Genomic DNA, 26472 nt, shown 5'->3' with positions numbered 1-26472 from the left:
GGTCTGCCTTATTGGCGGGTGGCGCTGGCGGGCAGGATGATGCCCGAGTCGCTGCCGTTGGCGTTGCTTTGCTGCTGTTGCAGTTCGGCCAGGCGTTGTTCGTACAGGGCCTGGAAGTTGACTTCGGTCAGGTGCAGCGGCGGCATCGAGGTGCGGGTGATCGCGTCGGCGATGTTGGCGCGCAGGTACGGGTACAACATCGTCGGGCAGACGATGCCCAGCAGCGGGTCGAGTTGCTCTTCGGGGATGTTGGCGGCTTCGAAGATGCCGGCCTGGGTGCCTTCGACCAGGTACACGACCTTGTCATTGACACGGGTGGTGACGGTGACCGTGACCGTGGTTTCGAACACGGTTTCGGCCAGGCGCTGGCCGCCCACGGTGATGCTCACTTCGACCTGGGGGGCTTCTTGCTCCAGGAAGACGTGGGGCGCGTTCGGCATTTCCAGCGAAAGGTCTTTCAGGTAGACGCGCTGCAGATTGAACGAGGGCGCGTCGTTGCCGCCTTCTTGCTGGGTGTTTTGGTCTTGATCAGCCATGAGTGTTTCCGTTGGTGGGAGGGGCAAAAAGGGGCGTCAGCCGTTGAGCAATGGGGTCAGGCCGCCCGAGCGGTCCAGCGCCATCAGGTCGTCGCAACCGCCGACATGGGTATCGCCGATGAAGATCTGCGGTACCGTGCGCCGGCCGGTGCGTTCGATCATGCGATCGCGTTGGCCGGGTTCGCGGTCGATCTGGATGATTTCCAGGTCGGTCACGCCGCGCTGCTCCAGCAGCGCCTTGGCGCGGGCGCAATAAGGACAATAGTCCTTGCTGTACATGACAACTTTATTCATAGGCGCTCCAGGCGGATTCTGTCGATAAGATGGGGGCGCGTCGCCCGGGTTCAACCCTTCTGGGTGACCGGCAGGCTGGCGGCCAGCCAGGCGCGCATGCCGCCTTCGAGCGGCACGACGTCGGCGAAACCCTGCGCGCGCAGCTTGGCGGCGGCGCGGGCGGAATCACGGCCATTGTCGCAAACCACGACCAGCGGCTTGTTCTTGGGCAGCGAGGCGGCCTTTTGTTCCAGGTCGGCGGCCGGCACGCTGCGTGCCTGGGCGATGTGGCCGGCCTGGAACTGTTCGGCGGGGCGCACGTCGACCCACACGGCCTGGCGCTGGTTGACCATCTGGATGGCTTCCGTGGTGCTCACGGCCGAGCCGGTGCGGCCCTTGCGCAGGGCGGGAATGGCCAGCATGACGCCGGAAACGAGGGTTACGGCGACAATGAAGATGTTGTTTTTATCGAGCAAGAATTGCAGAAGGTCCACGGGGCATCCTGAAGTGCGGCGTCTAGCCTGGTAAGGGCGAACCCTGACGCGCCGCGCGGCGAAATTGACGGGTGCGCCGGGGCAAAATCAAGGGCAAAATCGCTCAATTATAAAATGAGCGCATTCCGCAACTTTAACCCGCGTTACACGCCTGCCAAACCATGCACAAACTCGTTCTGATGCGCCACGGCGAAAGCCAGTGGAATCTGGAAAACCGCTTCACCGGCTGGACCGACGTCGACCTGACCGAAACCGGCCGTGAGCAGGCCCGCAAGGCGGGCGAACTGCTCAAGAAGGAAGGCTACACCTTCGACCTGGCCTACTCGTCGGTGCTCAAGCGCGCCATCCGCACCCTGTGGATCGCCCTGGACGCCATGGACGCCATGTATACCCCGGTGGGCGTGAACTGGCGCCTGAACGAGCGCCACTACGGCGCCCTGCAGGGGCTGAACAAGGCGGAAACCGCCGCCAAGTACGGCGACGAGCAGGTGCTGATCTGGCGCCGCGCCTACGCCATCGCGCCGGAACCCCTGTCGCTGGACGACGAGCGCCACCCGCGCTTTGACAGCCGCTACGCCAAGATCCCGGCCGACCAGTTGCCGGCCACCGAGTGCCTGAAGGACACCGTGGCGCGCGTGCTGCCGTTCTGGAACGAATCCATCGCCCCGGCCATCCGCGCCGGCCGCAAGGTGCTCATCGCGGCCCACGGCAACAGCCTGCGCGCGCTCATCAAGCACCTGGACAACGTGTCCGACGACGACATCGTCAACCTGAACATCCCCACCGGCCAGCCGCTGGTGTACGAATTGGATGATGACCTGCGCCCCATCCGCCACTATTATCTCGGCGATGCCGCCGAGATCGAGGCGGCCATGGCCGCCGTCGCGGCCCAGGGCAAGGCGAAGAAGGACTGATACATGGTGCGCAAGGCGGGGTGGTTGTTGGCGGTCATGCTGGCCGGCGGAGCGCTGCCGGCGGGCGCCGCGCCCAACGATCTCGCCGGCCGCCAGTCCGAAGCCGAAAGGCAGCAGGCGCAACTGCGCGACCGTATCGAGAACCTGCAAAAGGATATCGATGCGCGCGAAGCGGCCCGCAAGGAAGCCGCCGATGCCCTTAAGCAGTCGGAATCGGCGATTTCCAGGATCAACCTGCGGCTGAAGGAACTGGCCGAGTCCAGCCGCCAGGCGACCACCGACCTGTCCGGCCTGGAAAAGCAGATCACCGCCCAGCAGGCCGTGCTGGCCAAGCGCCGGGTCGAATTGGCCGACCAGTTGCGCACGCAATACACCAGCGGCCTGTCGCCCTGGACCGCGCTGCTGTCCGGCGACGATCCCCAGGTGCTGGGCCGCAACCTGGGCTACCTCGATTATGTCTCCCAGGCCCGCGCCCGCGCCGTCGAGGCGCTGCGCGCTGACATCGACCGGCTGGCCGCCCTGCAGGGCCGCGCCGACGCCCGGCGCGCCGAGATCGAAAAGCTGGTGGCCGAAACCTCCGAACAGAAGAGCGCCCTGGTCGCCCAGCAGAAAGAGCGCGGCACCCTGCTGGCGCAACTGGAAGGCCAGATCGCCGCCCAGCGCGCCGAAGCCAACAAATTGGGTCGTGACGACCAGCGACTCTCGCGCCTGATCACCGACCTGGACGCGGCCATCGTCAAGCAGGCCGAAGAGGCCCGCAAGGCCGAAGAGGCGCGCCGCCGCGCCGAGGAAGCCCGCAAGGCCGAGGAGGCCCGCCGCGCCGAAGAAGCCCGCAAGAAGGCCGAAGCCGAGCGCCGCGCCGAGGAGGCCCGCAGGAAGGCCGAGGCCGACCGCAAGGCGGCCGCCGACAAGGCCGCAGCCGACAATGCCCGTCGCGACCGTAACGCGCGCGAGGCCCGCGAGGCCGCCGAAGCGCGCGAACAGGTCGAGGCCGCGTCGCGCCAGGCGCGGGGGCCCGTGGCCGTGGCCGATCCCGACGCCGCTGGCCTGCGCCCCGCCGATTCGCGCCATACCCGCCTGACCGGGCAGGCCGAGGCGCCGCCCCCGGTAAAACCCGCGGATCCTCCCAAAAAGGCGGAACCCGCGGAGGCGGAATCCACTCCAACCCGAACTGCATCGGTCCAGCAGACCCCGCGCGCCGCGCCGGTAGGCGGCGGCAACGGGCTGCGCCACGGGTTGGCGGCGCCGGTGCGTGGCCAGGTGCAGGGCCGTTTCGGGGTCGATCGCCCGGACGGCGGCGTCTGGCGCGGCATCGTGCTGCGCGCGCCCGAGGGAACCCCCGTGAAGGTGGTGGCCCCCGGCACGGTGGTCTATGCCGATTGGCTGAGGGGCTTCGGCAACCTCATCATTGTGGATCATGGCCAGCAATATCTGACCGTCTATGCTTACAACCAAAGTCTGCTCAAACGGGTGGGCGATTCCGTCGCGGCGGGGGATACTATTGCTTCGGTAGGCGCAACCGGCGGCCAAGTGGAATCCGGCCTATACTTTGAAATTCGCCATCGCGGCGCTCCTGTGGATCCAGCCCAGTGGCTGGCCCAGTAAGCCAAAAACCCTCAAGGGCGAAAACCATTCGGGAAGTGTGCATGAGCACTCGCAAGTTTCGCGGTTTCGGTCTGATTGCCATCGGTGCGGTGGCTGGTGTCCTGCTCAGCGTGGGCGTCACCGCTGTCGCCCAGCGCGGCAGTCCCTTGCCGCTGGATGAACTCAGGCAACTGAGCAACGTCTTCGCCGCCATCAAGAACAACTACGTCGAGTCGGTGGACGACAAGACGCTGATCGACAATGCCATTTCCGGCATGGTGTCGAACCTGGACCCGCATTCCGCTTACCTGGATGCCGACGCCTTCCGCGAAATGCAGACGGCCACGCAGGGTGAGTTCGGCGGCCTGGGCATCGAGGTCGGCGCCGAAGACGGCTTCGTCAAGGTCATCTCGCCCATCGAGGACACCCCCGCCGCGCGCGCGGGCGTCATGGCCGGCGACCTCATCATCAAGATCGACGACACGCCCACCAAGGGCATGTCGCTGAACGACGCCGTCAAGCTCATGCGCGGCGCGCCCAAGTCGCCCATCACGCTGACCATCATGCGCGCCGACCGGCCGCAGCCGATCGTGCTCAAGATCGTGCGCGACATCATCAAGGTGCGCAGCGTGCGCAGCAAGATGCTGGACAACGGCGTGGCCTACGTGCGCATCGCCCAGTTCCAGGAAAAGACCGGCGTCGACCTGGCCAAGCAGCTCAAGGACCTCGGCGCCAAGGAAGCGCCCAAGGGCCTGGTGCTCGACCTGCGCAATGACCCGGGCGGCCTGCTGACCAGCGCCATCGGCGTGTCCGGCGCGTTCCTGCCGGCCGACGCCCTGGTGGTGTCGACCGACGGCCGCACCCCCGACGCCCGCCACAAGTACCTGGCGACCCCGTCGGAATATGCCCGCGGCGAAAGCAACTACCTGTCGGGCCTGCCGGCCTGGACCAAGACCGTGCCGATGGTGGTGCTGGTCAACGTCGGTTCGGCCTCGGCTTCCGAGATCGTGGCCGGCGCGCTGCAGGACCACAAGCGCGCCAAGGTGCTGGGCAACCGCACCTTCGGCAAGGGCTCGGTGCAGGTGATCCTGCCGCTGTCGGAAACCACCGCGGTCAAGCTCACCACGTCGCGCTACTTCACGCCCAGCGGCCGTTCGATCCAGGCCACCGGCATCGAGCCCGACTACGTCGTGGCCGACACCGCTGACGGCGACCTGTTCCGCCTGCCGCGCGAAGCCGACCTGCAACGCCACCTGTCGAACCCGGGCACGGCCAACGAAGTGAAGTCCAACTCGGACCAGGACAACGTCGACGTGCCGACCAAGGTGTTCGAATTCGGCGGCAAGGACGACTTCCAGTTGCAGCAGGCGATCAACCTGCTGGCCGGCAAGCCGGTGCAGAAGGGGTCGGCCCGCGCCCAGGCCAAGGCCGACGCCAAGCCCGGCACCGGCACCGCCCAGCGCATGAAGATCACGCCGACCGGAGTCGAGCCCAGCAAGGACAAATGAACGACGAGCAACTGCTGCGCTACGCCCGCCATATCCTGCTCGACGAGCTGGGTATCGAAGGGCAGGAAAGACTGCTGGCGGCGCGAGTGCTTATCGTAGGGGCGGGTGGACTGGGTTCGCCCGCCGCGCTCTACCTGGCCACCGCCGGCGTCGGTGACATCACGCTGGCCGATGACGACGTCGTCGAACTCAGCAACCTGCAGCGTCAGATCCTGCACACCACCGCGAGCGTCGGCCGGCCCAAGGCCGAGTCCGGGCGCGACATGCTGGCGGCTTTCAATCCGCAGACCCGCGTGCATGCCCGCGTCGAGCGGCTACAGGGCCAGGCCCTGTCCGACGCGGTGGCGCAGGCCGACCTGGTGCTGGATTGCACCGACAACTTCACCACCCGCCACGCCATCAACCGCGCCTGCGTGCAGCATCGCAAGCCGCTGGTGTCGGGCGCCGCCATCCGCTTCGACGGCCAGGTCAGTGTCTACGACCTGCGAGACGCGGACGCGCCGTGCTACCACTGCCTGTTTCCCGAGGCGGACGACGTCGAGGAGGCCAACTGCGCCACCATGGGCGTGTTCGCGCCGGTGGTCGGCATCATCGGCAGCATGCAGGCGGCCGAGGCCCTCAAGCTGTTGTCCGGGGTGGGTGAGAGCCTGTCTGGGCGGCTGCTGTGGCTGGACGTGCGCACCATGCAATGGCGCAGCGTCAACGTCCAGCGGGATCCGGAATGCGCTGTCTGTGGCGCGCACGCGCACTGATGCGCCGGACAGGCGATTATTCCGTCCCCGTAAAATCTGCCTGTCATTCTCCGCGTAAATAATATTAAAGGTTTGAAATACCTGCTATAACGCCAGCCAGCCTTCCTTTCATGGCAGGCAGCATTGGACGTATCGGAGTGGACACAGGATTGAGCTTCAGCCTGCCGAAATGGCGGCTGACCCGATGGTTGACGGATTCCGGGCAGGACACGCCTGCGGACATCCGCGCCGCGCTGATTGCCAGCCTGTTCGGCACCCTGCCCATCTTCGCGGGCGGTGTCATCAACACCTTGATGATCTCGGGCGTGGTCGCGTGGCGCCGTCCCGAGCCGCTCTATATCTCGTGGCTGGTCCTGGAGATCGTGCTGGCCGTGGTGCGGGTCACCATCCTGCGCTCGGCCTTGCGCAACGCCGCCCGGGGCGGCAACACCCATACCGACATCTACATCGTGCTGGCGTTGCTATGGGCGTTCAGCGTCGGCTACGGCGTTTTCGTCACCTTCCTCAACCATGACTGGCTGGCCGCCACGCTTGCCGGCGTGTCCTGCGGCGCCATGGCCGGCGGCATCTGCTTTCGCAACTACGGCGCGCCGCGGCTGGTGGCCGCGATGATCTTCCTGAGCCTGGGGCCGATGTGCCTGGGCGCGCTGTTCGCCGGCGAATACGTCACCGTCATCGTCTTCATCCAGATCCCGTTCTATCTGGTCAGCATGAGCATCGCCTCGCAGCGGTTGCGCCGCATCCTGGTGTCCACCATGCTGGCCGAGCGCGAGAACGAACGCCGCGCCAGCCAGGACGCGCTGACCGGCCTGGCCAACCGCGCCGGGCTGGAAGCGGCGCTCGAGCGCATCTGCGCCAGCGCGCGCGGGCAGGACAGCGCCGCCGCGCTGTTCTACATGGACATGGATGACTTCAAGATCATCAACGACACCCATGGCCACGCCGCCGGCGATCATGTGCTCAAGACCATCGCCCAGCGCATGCGCGCCATGCTGCGGGTGGACGATGTCGCGGCCCGCATCGGCGGCGACGAATTCATCGTGCTGGTCACCGGCATCGACGCCACCGCCGCCCTGCGCCTGGGCAACCACCTGCTGCGCGATGCCATCCAGCCGATCACGCTGGCCGACGGCACGCGGGTCAGCGTGGGGTTGTCGATCGGCATCTCGATCATTTCCGGCGTCGACCGCAAGGCCCAGGCGGTGCTGGATTCGGCCGACGCGGCGCTGTACCGCGCCAAGGCGCAGGGTGGCCGCCGCTGCGCGGTCGCTGGCGCGCCGGACCTGCAGGAAGCCCGGGAAACCGGCGACGCCGCGACGGCCTGAGGCCACACGCTTCAAGCCTACGCCGAGGTACGGCACGACAAATTCCCTCCGATTCACCCAAAGTTATCAGATAACCTGAAAAGTCTGCGCTATACTCGGCCGCTATGCTGACCAAGAGCCTCACCTTGACCGAACAGGTCGCCCGCCAGATCGCGGGCGACATCGCCCATGGCGTCTATCCCGTGGGCGCCAAGCTGCCTTCCGGCCGCGTGTTGGCCGAGCAGTACGGCGTCAGCGCCGCGGTCATCCGCGAAGTCACCGAGCGCCTGCGCGCGCAGGGCCTGGTGCAGAGCCGCCAGGGATCGGGCAGCGTGGTGCTGGCACGCACCGGCGCGCAGGGCTTCCAGGTGCCCGCCGATATCGCCGTCAGTCGCGAGCAACTGGCCAGCGTCTACGAGCTGCGCATGGAACTGGAAGGCGGCGCCGCCGCGCTGGCGGCCGAGCGCCGCAACGCCGCCGACCTGGAGGCCATGGCCCGCGCCCTGGCCGACCTGGAACATCACCAGCACCATCCCGAACACGGGGTCGAGCACGACATTGCCTTCCATCTGGCGATCGCGGCCGCGACCCACAATCCGTTCTACCAGGACCTCCTGCAATACCTGAACCTGCAATTGCGCCTGGCTGTCAGCACCGCGCGCGCCAATAGCCGCCAGTTGGCCGGCATGACGGACGCCGTGCACCACGAACACGTCGCCGTGTTCGAGGCCATCCGCGACCACGATGCGCCGCGCGCGCGGCGCATGGCCGAACGCCACTTGCGGCAGGCGGCCAGCCGCCTGCGCCTCGATTCCCTCTTTCCCGCCTCCAGGCAGACATCATGAGCACAACCGACATCGCCCAGCGCCTGGTCCAGGCCCTCGGTCCCGACACCGTCTTCACCGCCAGCGAGGACATCGCGCCCTGGCTGTCCGACTGGCGCGGTCTGTACAACGGCCACGCCCAGGCGGTGGTCCGTCCGCGCACCACCGCCGAGGTCGCGACCTGCCTGGCGCTCTGCAACGAGGCCGGCGTGCCGGTGGTGCCGCGCGGCGGCAATACCGGCCTGTGCGGCGGCGCCACGCCCGACGCCGCGCCCATCAACGTCGTGCTGAGCCTGGACCGCATGAACGCGGTGCGCGCCATCGACACCATTGCAAACACCATGGTCGCCGAGGCCGGCTGCATCCTGGGCAACCTGCGCCGCGCAGCGCAGGACGCCGGCCGGCTGCTGCCCCTGAGCCTGGCCGCCGAGGACTCCAGCCAGATCGGCGGCAACGTCGCCACCAATGCCGGCGGCGTCAACGTGGTGCGCTATGGCATGGCGCGCGAACTGGTGCTGGGCCTGGAAGCGGTGCTGCCCAACGGCGAAATCTTCAACGGTCTGCGCACCCTGCGCAAGGACAACACCGGCTACGACCTCAAGCAACTGCTGATCGGCTCCGAAGGCACGCTCGGCGTCATCACGGCAGTGGCGCTGCGCCTGTATCCGCGCACCGACGTGCGCTCGGTGGTGCTGGCCGCGGTCGAATCGCCCGCCCAGGCGCTGCAACTGTTCGAGATCCTGTTCGAGCAATGCGGCGCGCGCTTGCAGGCCTTCGAGTATTTCTCCGGCGACTGCCTCGACCTGGTCCTGACCCACGCCGCGGGCGTGCAGGAGCCGTTCGACCAACGCTACCCGGCCTATGTGCTGGTTGAACTGGCCGACACCGCCGACGAAGCGGCGCTGACCGCGCTGCTGGAAAACGTGATCGGCACGGCGCTCGAGCGCGGCCTGTGCCTGGACGCCGCCGTTTCCGCCTCGCTGGCTCAGTTGCAGGCGCTATGGAAGCTGCGAGAGGAAATCTCCGAAGCCCAGCGCGCCGACGGCCCGCACTTGAAGCACGACGTGTCGCTGCCGATCGAGAGCATTCCGGATTTCATGGCGTCCGCCGAAGCGCGCGTGCGCGCGCTGTATCCGGATATCCGCCCCTTCATCTTCGGCCATTTCGGCGACGGCAACCTGCACTACAACCTGTCGCGTCCCGCCGGCGCGGACCGCGGCTGGGTCGCCGAACACGGCGCCGCGATCACCGACGCCGTCCTGGACGAGGTCAACCGGTACGGGGGCAGCATCAGCGCGGAGCATGGGATCGGGCAGCTCAAGCGGGAGCATTTCCTGCATAGCAAGGATGCGGTTGAGTTGCGGTTGATGCGGGAGATCAAGCGGGTTTTGGATCCTAAGGGGATTATGAATCCTGGGAAGCTGCTTTAAGAAGGGCTTGTTGGCGGGGAAGGCGCTTCGTAGGTCGCCCCTCGGTCGGGCGGACCCGATGGCGGGCGCCCACGATTGCGGTCCGGAGCGAAGGCTCCGGACCGCAATCGTAGCCCCGCCTCCCCCCGAGGGCTGCCGCGCCGGGTGCCTTAAGAACTCAACCCCACCTTCGCAACCCAAGATCAGACCAACTCCGCAAAAAAAACACCACGGATAACAAAAAGGCCTGGAGCAACGCATCCAGGCCTTTCATATCGCCTCAAGTCCACCAAGCCACCGCCATCAGCGCCCAGCCCGGCAAAAGCGAAATCCGCTCAAAAGATCACTGCCGGTGATAAACCTCGGCTCCCTTCTTCACGAACTCGATCGACTTCTCCTGCATGCCTTTCTGCAGCGCTTCCTTCTCGGTCACGCCCTGCGACGCCGCATAATCGCGCACATCCTGCGTGATCTTCATGCTGCAGAAATGCGGCCCGCACATCGAGCAGAAGTGCGCCACCTTCATCGAATCCTTCGGCAGCGTCTCGTCGTGGAACTCCTTGGCCGTATCCGGATCCAGGCCCAGGTTGAACTGGTCGTCCCACCGGAACTCGAAGCGCGCCTTTGACAGGGCGTTGTCGCGGATCGCCGCGCCCGGATGGCCCTTGGCCAGGTCCGCCGCATGCGCCGCGATCTTGTACGTGATGATGCCGTCCTTCACGTCCTTCTTGTTCGGCAGCCCCAGGTGCTCCTTGGGCGTCACGTAACAGAGCATCGCCGTGCCGTACCAGCCGATCAGCGCCGCGCCGATGCCCGAGGTGATGTGGTCGTAGCCCGGCGCGATGTCGGTCGTCAGGGGGCCCAGCGTGTAGAACGGCGCCTCGTGGCAGTGTTCCAACTGCAGCTCCATGTTTTCCTTGATCATCTGCATCGGCACGTGGCCCGGGCCTTCGATCATCACCTGCACATCGTGCTTCCAGGCCACCTGCGTCAGCTCGCCCAGCGTCTTCAGTTCCGCGAACTGGGCTTCGTCATTGGCGTCATAGCCCGAGCCCGGGCGCAGGCCGTCGCCCAGCGAGAAGCTGACGTCGTAGGCCTTCATGATTTCGCAGATTTCCTCGAAGCGCTCGTACAGGAAGCTCTCCTTGTGGTGCGCCAGACACCACTTGGCCATGATCGAGCCGCCGCGCGAGACGATGCCCGTCATGCGGTCCGCCGTCATCGGAATGAACGGCAGGCGCACGCCGGCGTGGATCGTGAAGTAGTCCACGCCCTGTTCGGCCTGCTCGATCAGCGTGTCGCGGAAGATCTCCCAGGTCAGTTCCTCGGCCTTGCCGTCGACCTTCTCCAGCGCCTGGTAGATAGGCACCGTGCCGATCGGCACCGGCGAATTGCGGATGATCCATTCACGCGTTTCGTGGATGTGCTTGCCCGTCGACAGATCCATGACCGTGTCGCCGCCCCAGCGGATCGCCCAGGTCATCTTCTCGACTTCCTCGCCGATGCCCGAACTGACGGCCGAGTTGCCGATGTTGGCGTTGATCTTGACCAGGAAATTGCGGCCGATCGCCATCGGCTCGACTTCCGGGTGGTTGATGTTGGCGGGGATGATGGCGCGGCCGCGCGCGATCTCGTCGCGCACGAATTCCGGCGTGATGGCGGCCGGGATGGCGGCGCCGAACGATTGGCCCGGGTGCTGGCGCAGCAGGCGCTTGACCATCTTCTCGCCATCCGGACCGCTGTCGCGCAGCGTCTGCAGGTAGTGCTCGCGGCGCAGGCTTTCGCGGATCGCCACGTATTCCATTTCGGGCGTGATGATGCCGCGGCGCGCATAGTGCATCTGCGAGACGTTGGCGCCGGCCACGGCGCGGCGCGGCGGGCGCTGCAGGTCAAAGCGCATGGCCGTCAGCTTGGGATCGGTCAGGCGCTGCTTGCCGTACTCGCTGGTCGGGCCGGACAGCACTTCGGTGTCGCCGCGCTCGTCGATCCAGGCGCGGCGCACTTCCGGCAGGCCGCGGCGGATGTCGATCTTGACGTCGGGGTCGGTGTAGGGGCCGCTGCAATCGTAGACGGTCAGCGGCGGGTTCTTTTCGCCACCGAACATGGTGGGCGTGTCGTCCTGCTCGATCTCGCGAAACGGGACGCGGATGTCGGGACGGGAACCGACCTCGTAGACCCGGCGGGATTTGGGCAACGGGGCGACCGCGGCCGCGTCGACTTCGGCGGTGGCGGCCAGGAATTTGGGATTGGCGTTCATGGAAAGCTCCAAGCGAATGGTTTGGAGCCGATCGGGAATGGACTCCCGCCATGCGGGCATGGCGGAAATACGGCTCCCAGCATCGGCATTATCCGTACTGGTACGAAGGGACTCTCTCAACACGTCGTGCCGTTCTGGCGCGACGAGTACCCCTGCGCGAAAGCGAAGTATAGAGCCTGCATGGCCGCCGCGCGAACGGCGGCCGATGCTGCGTTGCGGCAGCCATGGTCCGTCGTGCCCGCCCATGGTGGTAGTACCGCTTTACATTTGGAATCAGTCTGCGGAGACAGTGCCATACAGGTTCTGTACACTTTTTTGGTCAGTCGGCGGTCAGCCTGCCGGCTTCAGTCCACTCCAAGAAGGAAACGAGCATGCAACTTACCCTACGCAAACTGGCGCCCGCCCTGGTGGTCATGACCCTTGCGCTTGCGGGTTGCAAGACCGCCCCGACCAAATCCGGCGCCGCCGCCACGCCCGATGCGGCCGGCCAGCAGCAATCCTCCGGGCAGCAGCAGCCCGCCACCGCCTCGGTGGTCGAGTTCTACGTGGCCCAGACCCAATCCGCGCCTGGGCTGGTCGAAGTCAGCCTGCCCGACGGCAAGCTGTACATGCAGCAGCAGCCCGTGCTGACGCGCGCCGACCTGACCGAAGCCGCCGCCCTCGTGGATCGCCAGGGCGCCAATTTTGTCGGTCTGCGTTTCTCGGAAGCCGGCACGCGCAAACTGACCGACATCAGCACCAAGAACGTCGGCAATATGCTGGCGCTGGTGATCGATCGTGAACTGATCGCCGCGCCCCGCATCGGCGAACCGCTGAACCGCGGCGTGCTGGCCTTCGGCGTGCCGTCGGCGCAAGCCGCTTCCGACATCGCCGCCAAGATCCGTGGCGAAAGCGCGCCCGCGCCGGCCCCGGCGCCCGCCAAGCCCTGAGCTGTCCTGGCACAAAAAAACCCGGCCATGCCGGGTTTTTTTTGTCCTGCTTCAGCCGTTTCCTCAGTTCTTGCGGCCGCGCGGCTTGACGCCGCGACGCGCCGTCATGGCTTCAATGAAGGCCAGCGTCACCGCCTCCAGGGCCACCCGATCCTCGGCCGTGAGCGTGTCGAGCATCGCGGGCGAGATCGTCGCGTAGGGCCAGGGCGCCAACGGCCGCCCGCGCCGCGCGATGGCACGGGGCAGCGGTTCCGAGACGCCGGTGGGGGGCAGTGTGTCGCTCAGGTCGTAGCTCTCCATGGGCAGTTCCATGGGACCCTTGCCGGTCTCCAGCCACTCGAGTTCCACCTTCAATACCTGCGCCAGTTTGCGCAGGGAACGGCTCGAATGCCGCAGCCCGCTCTCGTAGCTGCCGATCGCGCTTTGCGACAGGCGGGTCAGGCGCGCCAAGGTTTTCTGCGTGTGGCCACGCAAAAGACGGGCGTGCTTCAGTCGGTCTGAAAAAGTCTTCACGCGTCGATTGAAGCTTGCGCCGTAGGCACTTTGGTGGATATAAATATTACTTAAGTGATAAGTTCGAAGAGGCGCTCACATGCAGGAAAGAGGTTACGTCCTCGTCGTGCAACTTGGTGGAATGGCATGCAACAAGTTCGTGCATACCTTACGTCAATTTCAGTGGGAGGTCGGCCTGTGCCGATCCCCCGAGGGGCTGCTGGCGCGCCTGCGCAATGAACCCGCCGATGTCGTCGTGTTGCGGGGCACCGCTGACGACCTGCCGCAGTTGATTGCCGCGCTGCGTCGCGCCGCGCCGAGTTGCGCCGTGGTCTGGCAGTCGCCGGAAGATTCCGCGCCGGCCCGCATCGCCGCGCTCGATGCGGGCGCCCATGTGTGCGTGCCGCCACAGGCGAACATTCCCGAATGGGACGCCGTCCTGCGCAACCTTATTCGTTGCCAGCATCCCGCGGCCGACAGCATGCCGCGGTGGCGCGTCGATGGCCGTAGCCGCATGCTGGCAGGACCCGCCGGTGAACGACTGCCCCTGACCAACACCGAGCGCGCCTTTTTCGTCAGCCTGTTGAACGCGCCGCACCAGTGCCTGCCGCGTGAAGGTTTCTTTCCCGATGCCACGCGTGATCCCATGGATGGCGCGCGGCGCGTCGACGTGCTGGTGTCGCGTCTGCGCTCCAAGGCGCGCCGTCTCAATATCGACCTGCCCGTCCTGGCGGTGCGAGGGTGGGGCTACATGCTGCTGCCACAGGGCGTGCCGGCCGAACATCAATAGTCCGGTCCATCCGGGGATTGTGGGCGATGACCATGAACGGCCGTTGCCGCCGCGCGGGCTTCGCGACAAAAACGGCCATGCAGCCGTATTGAAAAAGGCGCCCATGTGGGCGCCTTGCTTCATGGGCACGCGGCGGTATCCGTCAGAGCACGACCAAGTTGTCGCGATGCATCAGTTCGGGATCGGTCATGCTGCCAAGGATGCGGGCGATCTGCGATGACGGCTGGCGCAGGATGCGGCGGGTATCGGCCGACGAATAATTGATCAGGCCACGAGCGCATTCGCGGCCCTGGCCATCGACGCAGGCCACCACGTCGCCGCGGCCGAATTCGCCTTCCACATCGACCACGCCGATCGGCAGCAGGCTCTTGCCTTCGCGCAGCAATGCCTGCACGGCGCCGTCGTCCAGCACCACACGGCCGCGCAGGCGCAGATGGTCGGCCAGCCATTGCTTGCGCGCCGACCAGATCGGCAACACGGCGCGCAATTCGCTGCCGATGCATTCGCCCTGCGCCAGGCGCGTCAGCACGTTGCGTTCGCGACCCGAGGCGATCACGGTGTGCGCGCCGCTGTGCGCCGCGCGCTTGGCCGCCAGTACCTTGGTCAGCATGCCGCCGGTGCCGATGCCGCTGCCGGCGCCGCCGGCCATCGCTTCCAGCGCCGGGTCGCCGGCCTGGGCGTGCGCCATGAACTTGGCGTCCGGATTCTTGCGCGGGTCGGAATCGTACAGGCCGCGCTGGTCGGTCAGGATGATCAGCGTGTCGGCTTCGATCAGGTTGGTGACCAGCGCGCCGAGCGTGTCGTTGTCGCCGAGCCGGATTTCGTCCGTGACCACCGTGTCGTTTTCGTTGACGATCGGCACCACGCCCAGGCGCAGCAGCGCGAACAGCGTGCTGCGCGCGTTCAGGTAGCGGTGGCGGTCGGCCAGGTCTTCGTGGGTCAGCAGGATCTGCGCGGTGCGCAGGCCGTATTCGGCGAAAGCCGCTTCGTAGGCCTGGCACAAGCCCATCTGGCCCACGGCGGCCGCGGCCTGCAGTTCGTGCATCACCGACGGCCGCTTGCGCCAGCCCAGGCGGGCCATGCCTTCGGCGATGGCGCCGCTGGAGACCAGCACGACCTGTTTGCCCTGCTTGTGCAGCGCGGCGATCTGGGCTGCCCAGTGCGCCACGGCGGCGCGATCCAGGCCTCGGCCTTCATTGGTGACCAGCGATGAGCCGACCTTGGCGACGAGGCGCTGGGCGTGGGTGACGACGGAAACGGCGGGTGATTCGGCAGACATGATGGCGGCGGGCTGCGGCGCGAGAAAAGGCGTAATCGAACGAGATTGCGATTATGGCTTATTCGTCGCCGCGCGGCGCGGCCGGTCTCTTGTCGGCGTCGGTGCGGGTGTCGTCGAAGCGCGGGTCTTCGGCGACGTAGGTGCCGTCGGCCTGGTCCTGCGCCAACTGTTCCTTTTCGCGCTCGGCGTCCAGGTAGTCCTGCAGCGCGTAGATCAGGTCCTGGGTGCCGTCGCCGGACAGGCCGGAGATGCCGAACACCGGGCCTTTCCAGTCGTACAGCTCGATGAAGCGGCGCTTGGTGTCCTCGGGATCGGCCACCATGTCCAGCTTGTTCAGCACCAGCCAGCGCGGCTTGGCGGCCAGCTCGGGATCGTAGCGGCGCAGTTCCTCGACGATGGCGCGGGCATCGACCACGGCCTGCTCCACGGGATCGGCGTCGGGATCGGGGGTGGACACGTCCACCAGGTGCAGCAGCACGCGGGTGCGCGCCAGGTGGCGCAGGAACAGGTGGCCCAGGCCGGCGCCTTCGGAGGCGCCTTCGATCAGGCCGGGAATGTCGGCCACGACGAAGCTGCGCGACGGCGAGGTGCGCACCACGCCCAGGTTCGGGTGCAGCGTCGTGAACGGGTAGTCGGCGATCTTCGGCTTGGCGTTGGAGATGCGGGTGATCAGCGTGGACTTGCCGGCGTTGGGCAGGCCCAGCAGGCCGACGTCGGCCAGCACCTTCAGTTCCATGCGCAGGTAGCGGTGTTCGCCTTCCTTGCCGGGGGTCCATTGGCGCGGGGCGCGGTTGACGCTGGACTTGAAGTGCATGTTGCCCATGCCGCCCTGGCCGCCGGCCGCCAGCACGACCTTCTGGTCGTGGCGGTTCAGGTCGAACAGGACTTCGCCGGTCTCGGCGTCATGGATGATGGTGCCGACGGGCACGCGCAGCGTGATGTCGGGAGCGGCGGCGCCGTACTGGTCCGAGCCGCGGCCGTTTTCGCCGTTCTTGGCGCGGTGCAGGCGCGCGTAACGGAAGTCGATCAGCGTGTTGATGTTGCGATCGGCCACGGCAAAGATGCTGCCGCCGCGTCCGCCGTCGCCGCCGTCAGGGCCGCCCTTGGGAATGAATTTTTCGCGGCGAAAGCTCGCCACGCCATTGCCGCCTTTGCCGGCGACGACTTCGATGGTGGCTTCGTCTACGAATTTCATGATGTCTGCGCGTGTATGAGATAGGGAGTCGCCGCAACGCGGCGAGGGCCGCCACGCATTTGCGGTGGCCCGAAGGAAAAAAAGCCCTGCCGCGTGCGACAGGGCTTTGCCGTTCTGGCTGGCGGCGGGTCGCTGAGGCAACCGCGCCGCTGGCCGGACCGTGCTGCGTCGAGGATTACTCGGCGGCGACGATCGAAACGGTTTGCTTGTTCAACGCGCCCTTGAAGCCGAATTGAACCTTGCCGTCGATCAGCGCGAACAGGGTGTGGTCCTTGCCCATGCCGACGTTCACGCCAGCGTGGAAACGGGTACCGCGCTGACGCACGATGATCGAACCAGCGGGAATCAGTTCACCGCCGAAAGCCTTGACGCCCAGACGCTTCGATTCTGAGTCGCGTCCGTTTCGCGTAGAGCCGCCGCCCTTTTTCTGTGCCATGTTTAGCTCCTGCTAATGTGGTGCCGAGTCGCGTCTTAGGCCGTGATGGCTTCGATGCGGATTTCGGTGTAGTTCTGACGGTGGCCCTGACGCTTCTGATAGTGCTTGCGACGGCGCATCTTGAAGATCTTGACCTTGTCGTGGCGGCCTTGCGCAAGAACCGTTGCCTTGATCACGGCGCCGGCGACGAGGGGCGTACCAACTTTCAGTTGGTCGCCTTCGCCCACGGACAGCACTTGATCCAGGGTGATTTCTTGCCCAATGTCAGCCGGTATCTGTTCTACCTTGAGTTTTTCGCCAATGGCAACACGGTACTGCTTGCCACCGGTTTTTACGACCGCGTACATGGGGTATTCCTTAAATAGGTAAATGGGCTCATTCGCTTGCCGGCCCTGCTGGGCTGGCAGTGCTTGCCTGGGGTTGCCAATATGGGGTTGCCAAGATCAAGCGCGCGTAATTCACCGACGTAATTCGGGCATCTCTGACCGAATCCGGCATATTAGCCCGCGGCTGGGGAAAAGTCAAAAAGCGCTTGCAGGCTAAGGGCTTAGGTGTGGCCGGGGCGCCGCGTCGGGGTGGCGCGCAGCCGAAAAAACGGGGGCGGGGCGGTTCGGAGTGGGGTGGCGCAGGGGGAGGCCGCACCCCGGGCAGGGGCGTCGCTACGTCCGGCTCCGGTTCCTGGCAGCCCGTATAATCGCTGGTCGAATCCCCCCGCCATCCCGGCGGCCCAGCGGTAAGAGCTGTTACATATGGCTCGTTTCACTCTCCGGATACGTCTTGAATCTCCCCGCGCTCATTGCTCCCATAGTTGACGATATGAAAGCCGTCGATGCGGTTATCCGCGAGCGGCTGAATTCCGATGTGGTGCTGATCCGTACGATCGGCGACTACATCATCGGGGCCGGCGGCAAGCGTATGCGTCCGGCGATGGTGCTGATGGTGGCGCGCGCGCTGGGCTACGAAGGGACGCATCATCAGTTGCTGGCCGCCGTCGTGGAATTCATTCACACGGCGACACTGTTGCATGACGACGTGGTCGACGAGTCCGACCTGCGTCGTGGCCGCGAGACCGCCAACGCGGTGTTCGGCAACGCCGCCAGCGTGCTGGTGGGCGACTATCTCTATTCGCGCTCGTTCGAGATGATGGTCGAGGCCGACTCGATGCGCATCATGAGCATCCTGTCGGAGGCCACCACGGTGATCGCCGAGGGCGAGGTGCTGCAGTTGCTGAACGTGCATGATCCGGACGTCTCGCAGGAGCGCTACCTGCAGGTCGTGCGCTACAAGACCGCCAAGCTGTTCGAGGCCGCCGCCCAGGTGGGGGCGGTGCTGGCCGGCGCCACGCCGGAGCAGGAAGCCGCCGCGGCCGCCTACGGCCGCCATGTGGGCACCGCCTTCCAGTTGGTCGACGACGTGCTCGACTACAGCGGCGATGCCGCCGCGCTGGGCAAGAACGTGGGCGACGATCTGCGCGAGGGCAAGCCCACGCTGCCGCTGATCCGCGTGATGGAAGTGGGCACGCCGGCGCAGCAGCAGTTGATCCGCGACGCCATCAAGACGGGCGACGCCGACTTCGCCGCCGTGGCGGCCGCCATCCAGGCGACGGACGCGCTGGAGCATGCCCGCCAGGCCGCCGTGGCCGAGGCGAATCGGGCTCGCGAAGCACTTTCTTCGTATCCCGTTTCCCCTTTTCTAAATTCTCTGTTAGAATTCTGCGCTTTCGCGGTGAATCGAGATCGCTAGCTGAAAACAGCACTGCAAGCGCTGCTTTGAGCAAGGTTGGAATTCACGAGGCGGGAAGGGCAAAACCTTCAAGCCGAAGCGGGAAGTTGATTTGGTTGCACTGAGCGCAACGAAGTCAGTAGCTGTAGGGTGTGGGAGATGTATAAGCCCATGCCCAGACTCGGGGCGTAGCTCAGCCTGGTAGAGTACTGCGTTCGGGACGCAGGAGTCGGAGGTTCGAATCCTCTCGCCCCGACCACTTATCTGTGGTCGAATTCTTGAAGGTGTTTCCCGACACCTTTGGCTGAAAGCCGGTACCGCGCAAGCGTTGCCGGCTTTTTTGCGTGGGCACGTCGCTTGCTGGCGTGGGGCCCATGAACTCGTTTTCTCTCGCAGACGGCCCGCTCGTGGTCGCTTATCCTCGCCGTGCCCGGGCGTCCGAGCACGAAGTGGCGTCGCATGACGCCCTGGCGGCGCGCCTGGCCGCGCTGTTGGGCGGGCGCCATGTTCCCGATTACCGGCCCAGTCGCCATCGCGGCGGCCCGCTTCCGTATTACGTGCCTGACCGCAGTATCGCCGGCGCGGCGCGCGCAACCATCCTGGGTATCTCGGGCATCGCCGACCTCTATGGTGGCGTCGTGCCGCATGCCTTCGTCGCCACCAAATCCATCAGCCATGGCCTGGCGCGGCCGGATGCGGCGGCGCCAGCGGGTTGGGTTGCCTCGCTGGCGGATGCTTTGGGTGACGCGGTGCTTGCCGGCTACACGGCGTTCCGCCCGGAAGACGCGCTGGCTGGTGGCCTGCGGCTGCTGCAACGCGGGTCGGTGCGGTTGAAACCTGCCGATGCGAACGCCGGGCGCGGGCAGGAGGTCGCATCGGATGCGGATGCGCTGCGGCAGGCCCTGGAGCGCCAATGCGCGCGGACGATGGGACGGCTCGGCCTGGTGATCGAGGAGGACCTGAACGAAGTCGAAACCTGCAGCGTGGGCTGGTCCAAGGTGGGAAAAATGGAGATCGCCTACGTCGGCACGCAGTCGCTGACGCCCGACAATGCGGGCTGCCTCGTGTACGGCGGCTCGGAACTGCGCGTGGCGCGGGGCGGCTTCGATGCCTTGCGCCGGCTGGATCTCGCCGACCGTGAACGCCGGGCGATCGACCTGGCGTGCCAGTATGACGCGGCGGTATCGGCCGCCTATCCCGCGCTGATTGCTTCGCGGCGCAATTACGATGTGGCGTTTGGTCTCGGCGCCGATGGCCGGCCGCGCGCGGGCGTGCTGGAGCAATCGTGGCGCGCGGGCGGCGCCAGCATCGCGGAACTGGCCGCCATGCAGGCCTTTGCGCTCTCGCCCGTGCTGCGCGAAGTGCGCGCCGCAACCCGCGAGCGCTATGGCGCCGACGAACCGCCGCCAATCGCGCAACGCCTGGTGTTCCACGGCCACGACGCGGCGGTCGGACCCATCAGCAAGTCGGGCGGCATCCTGGAGGCGGCCGATGGCGGCGCATAGCAGTCCGCTCGCGCTCGACGTGGATGGCGTGTCGCTGGACGCCACGTTCCTCACCCCGGAAGACAAGGTGCCGGGGGTGCTGTTCATCCACGGCTGGGGCGGCAGCCAGCAGTTCGACCTGTCGCGCGCCAAGGGCATTGCCGCGCTGGGTTGCGTCTGCCTGACCTTCGATCTGCGCGGACACGCCGCCACGCAGGCGCGGCAACGCGAGGTGACGCGCGAGGACAATCTGCGCGACGTGGTGGCGGCCTATGACCGGCTGGCGCAGCATCCGTCGCTGGACTCCGGTTCGATCGCCGTGGTGGGCAGCAGCTACGGCGGTTATCTGGCGGCGCTTTTGAGTACGCTGCGTCCCGTGCGCTGGCTGGCGCTGCATGTGCCTGCCCTGTATCGTGACGACGAATGGCTGGTGCCCAAGAACCAGCTCGATCGCGAGACCCTGCGCGCCTATCGCAGCGTCTACGTCGCGCCGGAAGAGAACCGCGCGTTGAAGGCGTGCACGGCGTTCGCCGGCGATGTGTTGCTGGTGGAAGCGGAACACGACAGCTATATCCCGCATTCGACCATCATGAGCTATCGCTCCGCGTTTCGCCGATCGCACTCGTTGACGCACCGGATCATCGACGGCGCCGACCACGCGCTGACGGAAAAACCGGCGCAACGCGCCTATACCTCGATACTGGTGAACTGGGTGACCGAAATGGTCATGGGCGCCCGCATGGGCGAGGGGCGGGCGCGCTATTGAGCGGCGGCGTCAGGGTGGGTGCGCAGCAGGGAAGGCCGGCAACGACGCCGGCCGTTTTCTCTCGCGGCGCGGGTCAACCCGGGTAGAGATCGGTGCGGCGATGGTCCCAGGCCGGCAGGCCGGCGCGCAGCGTGGCGACGCGCTCCGGGTCGAGGTCGGCCATGACGTAGCCGGTGCGGTCTGGCATGCAGGCCAGTACCGTGCCCCAGGGATCGACGATCATGCTGCGGCCCAGGCAGGGCAGGCCCGGCCCGTCGCCGCCGATCTGGGCGGCGGCGATCACGTAGCACTGGTTCTCGATGGCGCGGGCGCGCAGCAGGATTTCCCAGTGATCGCGGCCGGTGTGCAGGTTGAAGGCCGCGGGCGCCACCAGCACGTTGGCGCCGCGTGCGCGCAGCGCGCGATACAGCTCGGCAAAGCGCAGGTCGTAGCAGATGCTCAGGCCCAGCGTCAGGCCCGCCGCTTCGACCGTGCGCAGGCGCGTGCCCGGGGCGAAGTCGGCGGATTCGCGGTAGGGGGTGCCGTCGACCACCGCGTCATACAGGTGGACCTTGCGGTAGGAGGCGGCGATGCTGCCGTCCGGGGCGAAGGTGACGCCGGTGTTGCCGAGCCGGTCCTGGTCCGCCAGGCGTTCATGCATCGAGCCCAGGTGGATCCAGCAAGCGTGGCGCTGCGCCAGCGCGGCGATGCGCGCCGTGACCGCGCCGGGGATCGGACTGGCGGCGGCGCGCAGCGTTGGTGCGTCGCCGCGCACATCGCTGTATTCGGGCGTGACGATCAGTTGCGCGCCGTCGTTGGCCGCGGCCGTTATCCAATGTTCGAGCGCGGCCAGGTTGGCGTCGCGGTCACGGCGGCTGTCGAGCTGTATGGCTGCCACTCTGATGGACATGCGGGTCCCCCTTGTCAGTGTGCTTGCGCCTGGGACTTCAGGCCCAGCGCCACCTCGCGCGCGATCTGCCCCAGCAGCGCGGCGCCCTCGCCGCCCTGCAGGGTCTGCGCGGTCTGCCAGTCGGTAAAGCCGTCGGCCAGCACCGCCAGCACCACGCTGCGGTCGGCCACGGTGAGAATGCCGGCGTCATGGCGCAGGCCCGGCAACTGTCCGGCCTTGCTGGCCAGATGGGCGGGGGCGGGCAGCGCGGCGCCGAAGTGGGCGCGTTCGCGCTGGTCGGCCAGCAGGTCGAGCGCGAATGTCCGCAAGGCCGCGGGCAGCGCGCCGTCGCGCAGCATCCAGCACAGCGAGGCGGTGGCGTCTTCGGCGCTGGTGAAGTTGTCACGCCCGGCCTCGCGCGCCGCGGCGTCCATCATGCGCCGTTGCAGCCGGCTCGCCGGCAGGCCGGCGCGTTGGTTCCATTGATTGATCTCGTCGAATCCGAGCAGCTCGATCAGTGCGTTGGTGGCGACGTTGTCGCTGAGCACGATCATCAGCCGCGCCAGTTCGGCGAGCGACAGGGTGGTGACACTGGGCAACTGGGCGAGGATGCCGGTGCCGCCGGCGCGCTCGGCGCTTGCGGGCAGGGCCAGCGGCTGTTCGAGCGCGTAGCGGCCCTTGGCCACCGCTTCGAGCAGCGCCAGCAGGATGGGCACCTTGATGATGCTGGCCGAGGGCTGCACGCGGTCGGCGTCGTGCGCCAGCACGATGCCGCCGTCCAGGTCGCGCAGGCTCAGCGAGACCCGCGCGGGCGTGGCCGCCAGCAAGGGCGCCAGCGCCGCGTCGACGTGCTGGCGCAAGGCGTTGCGGTCCAGCGATTGCGATCCCAAGGGGAACATGGTCGATCTCCTCAGACCAGGAAGAAGAACAGGGACGAGAACAGGCAGAGGTTCACCAGGATCACCGCCCAGCCGTTGTAGAGCATGTATTTGAGCTCGCCCGAGCGCGCCAGGCCCATCTGGCCGAACATGTCCGAGGTGGGGAAGGGGCCGAACCAGTCGATCTGCGAACTGCCCAGGATAACCGCCGTGGTGGCCGCGGGGCCGACGCCGGCGGCCGCCAGCAGCGGGCCGAAGATCTTGGCGGTGAAGGTCATCTGCGCGACCGCCGCGCCCGGGATGTGGCCGATGACGTTGAACCACAGCACGATGACGCACAGCATGGCGCCGCTGATGCCGGCCAGGTGCGGCTTGGCCAGCTCCAGCACGGCGTGGTAGGCGTTGAGCTGGTCCACCAGCACCAGCACCGGATTGAACAGCCAGAACAGGAAGAAGATCCAGATCAGCTTGCCGGCGCCCGCGTACATCGCCTGCAGGATCGCGCGCGGACCCATGCCGCCGGCCAGTCCGGTGGTGGTGGCCAGCGCCACCATGACGATGATGGCGAAGGCATAACCCGCCTTGGCGAGCACGCCGACGATCGCCAGGAGAACGATGGTCAGGCAGAACGCCCACGCCGCCCGCATGGCGCTGCGCGCGGGCGCGGCATCGAGGTCGAAGGCGGCCGTGCCGGCTCCGGCTTCCTCGTATTGGTGGCCAGCCTCGGTCATTTTCTGGATGCGCCCCGACATGAACCAGCCGGCCAGCAGCGTCGCCACGGCCATCGGGATGCCCGCCACCAGCAGGTATTGCGGATAGCTCAGCCCGGTCAGGCCGGTCACCGTGACCACGTTGGGCGTGAAGGGGCCCAGCACCAGTCCGGCGGAGCCGGCGGTCTGAAACAGCGCGGCCACCGTGGGCGGTGACAGGCGCACGGCGGCGGCGATCGGGATGACCACCGCGGCAATGATGGCGTTGCCGCCGGCCAGGGTGCCCAGCGCGCCGCAGATCAGGGTCGAGGCCACCATGATGCCCAGGCGCACGCGCACCTGGTTCGACAGGCCGATGCGGCGCACGATGGCGCGCACCATCTGTTCCGCGGCGCCGGTGCGCGAGGCGACCTCGCCCACGCCGGCGCCCAGTACGATGATCAGGCCGACCACCGCGATGAACGAGCCGAGCGAGTCGGCCAGCAGCTTGCCCATGGCGATGGGCGTGGTGCCGGTCATGATGGCGCCCAGCACGATGGCGGCAATGGTGGACAGCACGATGTCCACGCCCAGCAGCGCGATGATGGCGAACACCAGCACGGGCGTCAGGCCCCACAGGCTGGTCTGGCCGGGCAGCGTGAAATGGGTGTACAGCGCGATGGCCAGGCCCACCAGGAATACCGCGATGGCGGCATTGCGCCGGCGAGGATGCAACGAGCCGCCGGCGGGCGGGCGTGGCGCCGCCGCCGTCTGTGTCAATGTGGTCATGTCTTCTCCGTCCCTATCGATCTGTGGCCGGGCCGTGACGCGCTGCGCATCCGGCGGTGTTGGCCTATTGTTGTGATCCCGTCCTGCCGTGCGGCAGGCGTGGATGCCCAGCGGTCCCATGTCCAGGGCGCCTGGCCGCATCGGGCAGCCTGGCGCTGGACGGTGAGAGTGTGGGCGCGACGGGCGACAGGTTCAAATGAGTGGTGCGGGTGCGACCATAACCAAAGGTTATGCGTGCGGCCCGCCGACCAGTGGCGTTTTATCGCGAATGACGAAAGCGGCAATACGCTGCCGCAGCAGGCCTGGTTGCACCCGATCCGCCGGCACCAACGGGCGCTGAAGCCTGCCGCGCGTGGATGCGATCGGCGGCCTGCGGCGAGGCCGGCGGGGTCAGAGGCCGGCGCCCGAGGCGGGCGCGCGCCGGGTGGGGCGGGTGCCGGCATCGTTTGGCGCGCCGCCTTCGTCGTCCACGGTGAGGCCCCCGCCGGACATGATGCCCTTGGCGATGTCGTCGGCGGACTTGCCGCCAAAACCGTGCTCGCCGGCGACGATGCGGAAGCTGTCGCCCTCGAGCGGGCTTTGCAGCGTGGCCGAGGACAGCAGCACGCCGTTCGAACGCAGTTGTACGCGTTTGCCGACGCGGTTGCGGGTGAAGTCGGCCAGGACCTGGCGGCTCTCGGGTTGCAGCACCACGTCGACGAAGCGCATTTTGGTCTGCGGTTCGATGCCGGGTGTGGCGCTCTGCGCGCGCAGGGCCACGGTCTCGGCGTGGGAGGCGGTGGCCGCCAGCAGCAGGGCGGCGCAGGCGAGGGATCGGAAGGCGCTCATGGGGGCTCCGGGAAACGGACGGATCGATGCCGGCATCCTAGCCCGTTCGGCGGCGCCGCATATTACGACTTGTATGCGAACGCTGGCATTGCCTGCCGTCGGCCTTTGATCGCGGATTGTTGGCCGCTAATATGTCGGCTCGAAGATCGTCCAAGGCCGCGGATCCGCCGGCCGCTCCGAGGAAGCCCGTCCCATGAAGCTGCATGCCCCCTGGTTCCTGTCCTGTCTGCTGCTGGCGGGCGTTGCCCACGCGGGCTCGGCGCCCGCCGAATTGTCGTGTGTGTCGGAGAGTGGCAAGGTCGCGCTGCGCGGCGTCATCCCGTCGCCGTCTTCGGAAGAGCTCAAGCTGACGCTGACGTATGTCGGCGCCACATTGGGATTCGACGCGGACCGGGATCCCGCCTATGTCGTGTCGGATTTTCCGTTGGGCGTCTTCACCCTGGTGGCGCCGGACGAGGTCTGGCCGCTGACGCTGTATGCGCTGCCGGCCAGCGTGGCGGTCAAGAAAGATGGCACCGGCGCCGTGGTGGGCACCTTCCAGGCCAAGCTCACCGGGCCGCGTCCGGGCGGACCGGGCGCGAATCAGCCGCTCAAGGCCACGGTCAACTGCAACTACCACTACTCGGTCTGAATCCGACGGGGCATTCCGGGTAATCCCGCTACCGGGATTTTCGGCAAAATTTGTATGATGACCATATAAATATGCCCAGGGAGTGCCCCATGCCGTACCCGCTTTCCGCCGCCCGCGGCCGCCTCGTGGCGGGCGCGCGATGACCCCGGAAACCCGCATCCGCGAGGAAATCTGCACGGTCGGCGCCAGCCTTTACCAGCGCGGCTACACCGTCGGCGCGGCCGGCAACATCAGCGCCCGGCTGGACGACGGCTGGCTGATCACGCCCACCGATGTCTGCCTGGGCCGCCTGGACCCGGCCGAGCTGGCCAAGGTCGACCTGGCCGGCAACTGGGTCTCGGGCGCCAAGCCCTCCAAGACCCTGGCGCTGCACCAGGGCATCTACCAGGCCGACCCCGCCGCGCGCGGCGTCGTGCACACCCATTCGACCCATCTGGTCGCGCTGACGCTGGCGGGTGTGTGGCGCGAGGACGAGGTGTTGCCGCCGATCACGCCGTACCAGGTGATGAAGGTCGGGCGCATTCCGCTGATTCCCTATCGCCGCCCCGGCGATCCGGTGGCGGCGGCGCAGGTGGCCGCGCTGGCCGCTCAGGTGCGCGGGGCGCTGTTCGAGCGTCTCGGGCCGGTGGTGTGGGAACGCTCGGTGTCGCATGCGTCCTATGCGCTCGAGGAACTGGAAGAGACCGCGCGGCTGTGGCTGATGGCTGATCCGCGCCCCGCGCCGCTGTCCGAGGCCGCCATCGAGGAACTGCGCGCCACCTTCGGCGCGCGCTACTGACACGGGGGCGCCGTGCGCGCCGGCGGGCCGCGGCGATGCTGCCCGCTCACACAAGGAGACAAC

General features: G+C 67.1%; 27 protein-coding genes and 1 tRNA gene. 15 read left to right on the top strand and 13 right to left on the bottom strand.

The window, feature by feature from the left end:
* Positions 1–8: 8 nt before the first annotated feature.
* The 3 genes from secB to ACUDCK_RS26905 are packed head-to-tail and all read right to left on the bottom strand — an operon-like array spanning position 9 to position 1303.
* Entirely contained in the window at positions 9–536 is a 528-nt protein-coding gene (gene secB, locus ACUDCK_RS26915) for a protein-export chaperone SecB (protein ID WP_175143356.1), read from the bottom strand.
* Positions 537–572: 36 nt separating this feature from the next.
* Positions 573–830, bottom strand: coding sequence for a glutaredoxin 3 (gene grxC, locus ACUDCK_RS26910; RefSeq protein ID WP_006391755.1), 258 nt, complete (start codon positions 828–830; stop codon positions 573–575).
* A gap of 50 nt (positions 831–880) precedes the next feature.
* Positions 881–1303 carry a rhodanese-like domain-containing protein gene (locus tag ACUDCK_RS26905; RefSeq protein WP_049076757.1) on the bottom strand — a complete coding sequence of 141 codons (423 nt, stop codon included), beginning with the start codon at positions 1301–1303 and terminating at the stop codon, positions 881–883.
* A gap of 161 nt (positions 1304–1464) precedes the next feature.
* Between ACUDCK_RS26905 and gpmA the strand changes: the two genes are divergently transcribed.
* The 7 genes from gpmA to ACUDCK_RS26870 all read left to right on the top strand — a co-directional run bounded on the left by gpmA (position 1465) and on the right by ACUDCK_RS26870 (position 9619).
* Positions 1465–2217, top strand: a complete 753-nt coding sequence (gene gpmA, locus ACUDCK_RS26900; RefSeq protein WP_049076754.1) for a 2,3-diphosphoglycerate-dependent phosphoglycerate mutase — start codon at positions 1465–1467, stop codon at positions 2215–2217.
* 3 nt (positions 2218–2220) lie between these two features.
* Positions 2221–3822, top strand: coding sequence for a murein hydrolase activator EnvC family protein (locus ACUDCK_RS26895; protein WP_175166981.1), 1602 nt, complete (start codon positions 2221–2223; stop codon positions 3820–3822).
* A gap of 41 nt (positions 3823–3863) precedes the next feature.
* On the top strand, positions 3864–5309 hold the full coding sequence (locus ACUDCK_RS26890; protein ID WP_054500441.1) for a S41 family peptidase: 1446 nt from the start codon (positions 3864–3866) through the stop codon (positions 5307–5309).
* Positions 5306–6061, top strand: a complete 756-nt coding sequence (locus tag ACUDCK_RS26885) for a HesA/MoeB/ThiF family protein (RefSeq protein ID WP_175166982.1) — start codon at positions 5306–5308, stop codon at positions 6059–6061. Before ACUDCK_RS26890 ends, ACUDCK_RS26885 begins: the two co-directional genes overlap by 4 nt.
* A gap of 149 nt (positions 6062–6210) precedes the next feature.
* Positions 6211–7386, top strand: coding sequence for a GGDEF domain-containing protein (locus ACUDCK_RS26880; protein WP_231132900.1), 1176 nt, complete (start codon positions 6211–6213; stop codon positions 7384–7386).
* 104 nt (positions 7387–7490) lie between these two features.
* The gene (locus ACUDCK_RS26875; protein WP_054500443.1) at positions 7491–8210 is read left to right on the top strand and encodes a FadR/GntR family transcriptional regulator; all 720 of its coding nucleotides are present in this window, start codon (positions 7491–7493) and stop codon (positions 8208–8210) included.
* On the top strand, positions 8207–9619 hold the full coding sequence (locus ACUDCK_RS26870) for an FAD-binding oxidoreductase (protein ID WP_175166983.1): 1413 nt from the start codon (positions 8207–8209) through the stop codon (positions 9617–9619). Before ACUDCK_RS26875 ends, ACUDCK_RS26870 begins: the two co-directional genes overlap by 4 nt.
* A gap of 322 nt (positions 9620–9941) precedes the next feature.
* Here the strand turns inward: ACUDCK_RS26870 and thiC are convergent, their stop codons facing one another.
* Complete coding sequence (gene thiC, locus ACUDCK_RS26865; protein WP_054500445.1) at positions 9942–11855, bottom strand: phosphomethylpyrimidine synthase ThiC; 1914 nt, start codon at positions 11853–11855, stop codon at positions 9942–9944.
* 371 nt (positions 11856–12226) lie between these two features.
* Between thiC and ACUDCK_RS26860 the strand changes: the two genes are divergently transcribed.
* Positions 12227–12784 (top strand): SecDF P1 head subdomain-containing protein, encoded by a 558-nt coding sequence (locus tag ACUDCK_RS26860; RefSeq protein ID WP_054500446.1) that lies wholly within the window; start codon positions 12227–12229, stop codon positions 12782–12784.
* Positions 12785–12847: 63 nt separating this feature from the next.
* Here ACUDCK_RS26860 and ACUDCK_RS26855 read toward each other — a convergent pair whose 3' ends face one another.
* Positions 12848–13297, bottom strand: coding sequence for a helix-turn-helix domain-containing protein (locus ACUDCK_RS26855; RefSeq protein ID WP_162876648.1), 450 nt, complete (start codon positions 13295–13297; stop codon positions 12848–12850).
* A gap of 79 nt (positions 13298–13376) precedes the next feature.
* Between ACUDCK_RS26855 and ACUDCK_RS26850 the strand changes: the two genes are divergently transcribed.
* Positions 13377–14066 carry a winged helix-turn-helix domain-containing protein gene (locus tag ACUDCK_RS26850; RefSeq protein ID WP_240317331.1) on the top strand — a complete coding sequence of 230 codons (690 nt, stop codon included), beginning with the start codon at positions 13377–13379 and terminating at the stop codon, positions 14064–14066.
* 142 nt (positions 14067–14208) lie between these two features.
* Here the strand turns inward: ACUDCK_RS26850 and proB are convergent, their stop codons facing one another.
* The 4 genes from proB to rplU form a co-directional block, all read right to left on the bottom strand.
* On the bottom strand, positions 14209–15345 hold the full coding sequence (gene proB / locus ACUDCK_RS26845) for a glutamate 5-kinase (protein WP_054500448.1): 1137 nt from the start codon (positions 15343–15345) through the stop codon (positions 14209–14211).
* 58 nt (positions 15346–15403) lie between these two features.
* Positions 15404–16540, bottom strand: a complete 1137-nt coding sequence (obgE, locus tag ACUDCK_RS26840; protein ID WP_054500449.1) for a GTPase ObgE — start codon at positions 16538–16540, stop codon at positions 15404–15406.
* A gap of 175 nt (positions 16541–16715) precedes the next feature.
* On the bottom strand, positions 16716–16976 hold the full coding sequence (gene rpmA / locus ACUDCK_RS26835; RefSeq protein WP_006216229.1) for a 50S ribosomal protein L27: 261 nt from the start codon (positions 16974–16976) through the stop codon (positions 16716–16718).
* Positions 16977–17011: 35 nt separating this feature from the next.
* The gene (gene rplU / locus ACUDCK_RS26830) at positions 17012–17323 is read right to left on the bottom strand and encodes a 50S ribosomal protein L21 (RefSeq protein WP_006389960.1); all 312 of its coding nucleotides are present in this window, start codon (positions 17321–17323) and stop codon (positions 17012–17014) included.
* A 430-nt stretch (positions 17324–17753) separates the two neighbouring features.
* Between rplU and ispB the strand changes: the two genes are divergently transcribed.
* The 4 genes from ispB (at position 17754) to ACUDCK_RS26810 (ending at position 20948) form a co-directional block, all read left to right on the top strand.
* Positions 17754–18719, top strand: coding sequence for an octaprenyl diphosphate synthase (gene ispB, locus ACUDCK_RS26825; RefSeq protein WP_054500450.1), 966 nt, complete (start codon positions 17754–17756; stop codon positions 18717–18719).
* A 161-nt stretch (positions 18720–18880) separates the two neighbouring features.
* A tRNA-Pro gene (locus ACUDCK_RS26820) sits at positions 18881–18957 on the top strand.
* Positions 18958–19072: 115 nt separating this feature from the next.
* Positions 19073–20203, top strand: a complete 1131-nt coding sequence (locus ACUDCK_RS26815) for a DUF3182 family protein (protein WP_175166984.1) — start codon at positions 19073–19075, stop codon at positions 20201–20203.
* Positions 20190–20948 (top strand): alpha/beta hydrolase family protein, encoded by a 759-nt coding sequence (locus tag ACUDCK_RS26810; protein ID WP_006389963.1) that lies wholly within the window; start codon positions 20190–20192, stop codon positions 20946–20948. The genes ACUDCK_RS26815 and ACUDCK_RS26810 overlap by 14 nt, the downstream gene beginning before the upstream one ends.
* Positions 20949–21021: 73 nt before the next feature.
* Here ACUDCK_RS26810 and ACUDCK_RS26805 read toward each other — a convergent pair whose 3' ends face one another.
* The 4 genes from ACUDCK_RS26805 to ACUDCK_RS26790 all read right to left on the bottom strand — a co-directional run bounded on the left by ACUDCK_RS26805 (position 21022) and on the right by ACUDCK_RS26790 (position 25000).
* Positions 21022–21837: a carbon-nitrogen hydrolase family protein gene (locus ACUDCK_RS26805; RefSeq protein ID WP_116793423.1), complete on the bottom strand. Its 816-nt coding sequence runs from the start codon at positions 21835–21837 to the stop codon at positions 21022–21024.
* A gap of 14 nt (positions 21838–21851) precedes the next feature.
* Entirely contained in the window at positions 21852–22715 is an 864-nt protein-coding gene (locus ACUDCK_RS26800) for a serine hydrolase (RefSeq protein ID WP_175166985.1), read from the bottom strand.
* Positions 22716–22726: 11 nt separating this feature from the next.
* Positions 22727–24172, bottom strand: coding sequence for a gluconate:proton symporter (locus tag ACUDCK_RS26795; RefSeq protein ID WP_064526981.1), 1446 nt, complete (start codon positions 24170–24172; stop codon positions 22727–22729).
* Between the two features lie 390 nt (positions 24173–24562).
* The gene (locus tag ACUDCK_RS26790) at positions 24563–25000 is read right to left on the bottom strand and encodes a SecDF P1 head subdomain-containing protein (protein WP_054500454.1); all 438 of its coding nucleotides are present in this window, start codon (positions 24998–25000) and stop codon (positions 24563–24565) included.
* A gap of 193 nt (positions 25001–25193) precedes the next feature.
* Here ACUDCK_RS26790 and ACUDCK_RS26785 point away from each other — a divergent pair, with 193 nt between their 5' ends.
* Both ACUDCK_RS26785 and otnC read left to right on the top strand, forming a co-directional pair.
* Positions 25194–25631, top strand: coding sequence for a hypothetical protein (locus ACUDCK_RS26785; protein WP_054429354.1), 438 nt, complete (start codon positions 25194–25196; stop codon positions 25629–25631).
* Positions 25632–25770: 139 nt separating this feature from the next.
* On the top strand, positions 25771–26409 hold the full coding sequence (gene otnC, locus ACUDCK_RS26780; RefSeq protein ID WP_116793419.1) for a 3-oxo-tetronate 4-phosphate decarboxylase: 639 nt from the start codon (positions 25771–25773) through the stop codon (positions 26407–26409).
* The last annotated feature ends 63 nt before the right edge of the window (positions 26410–26472 follow it).

Source organism: Achromobacter sp. CF-sbj1-Ac2-l, assembly GCF_052698165.1.
Note: the sequence above shows the minus strand (reverse complement) of the source record. Positions and strands in the feature narration are given on the sequence as shown.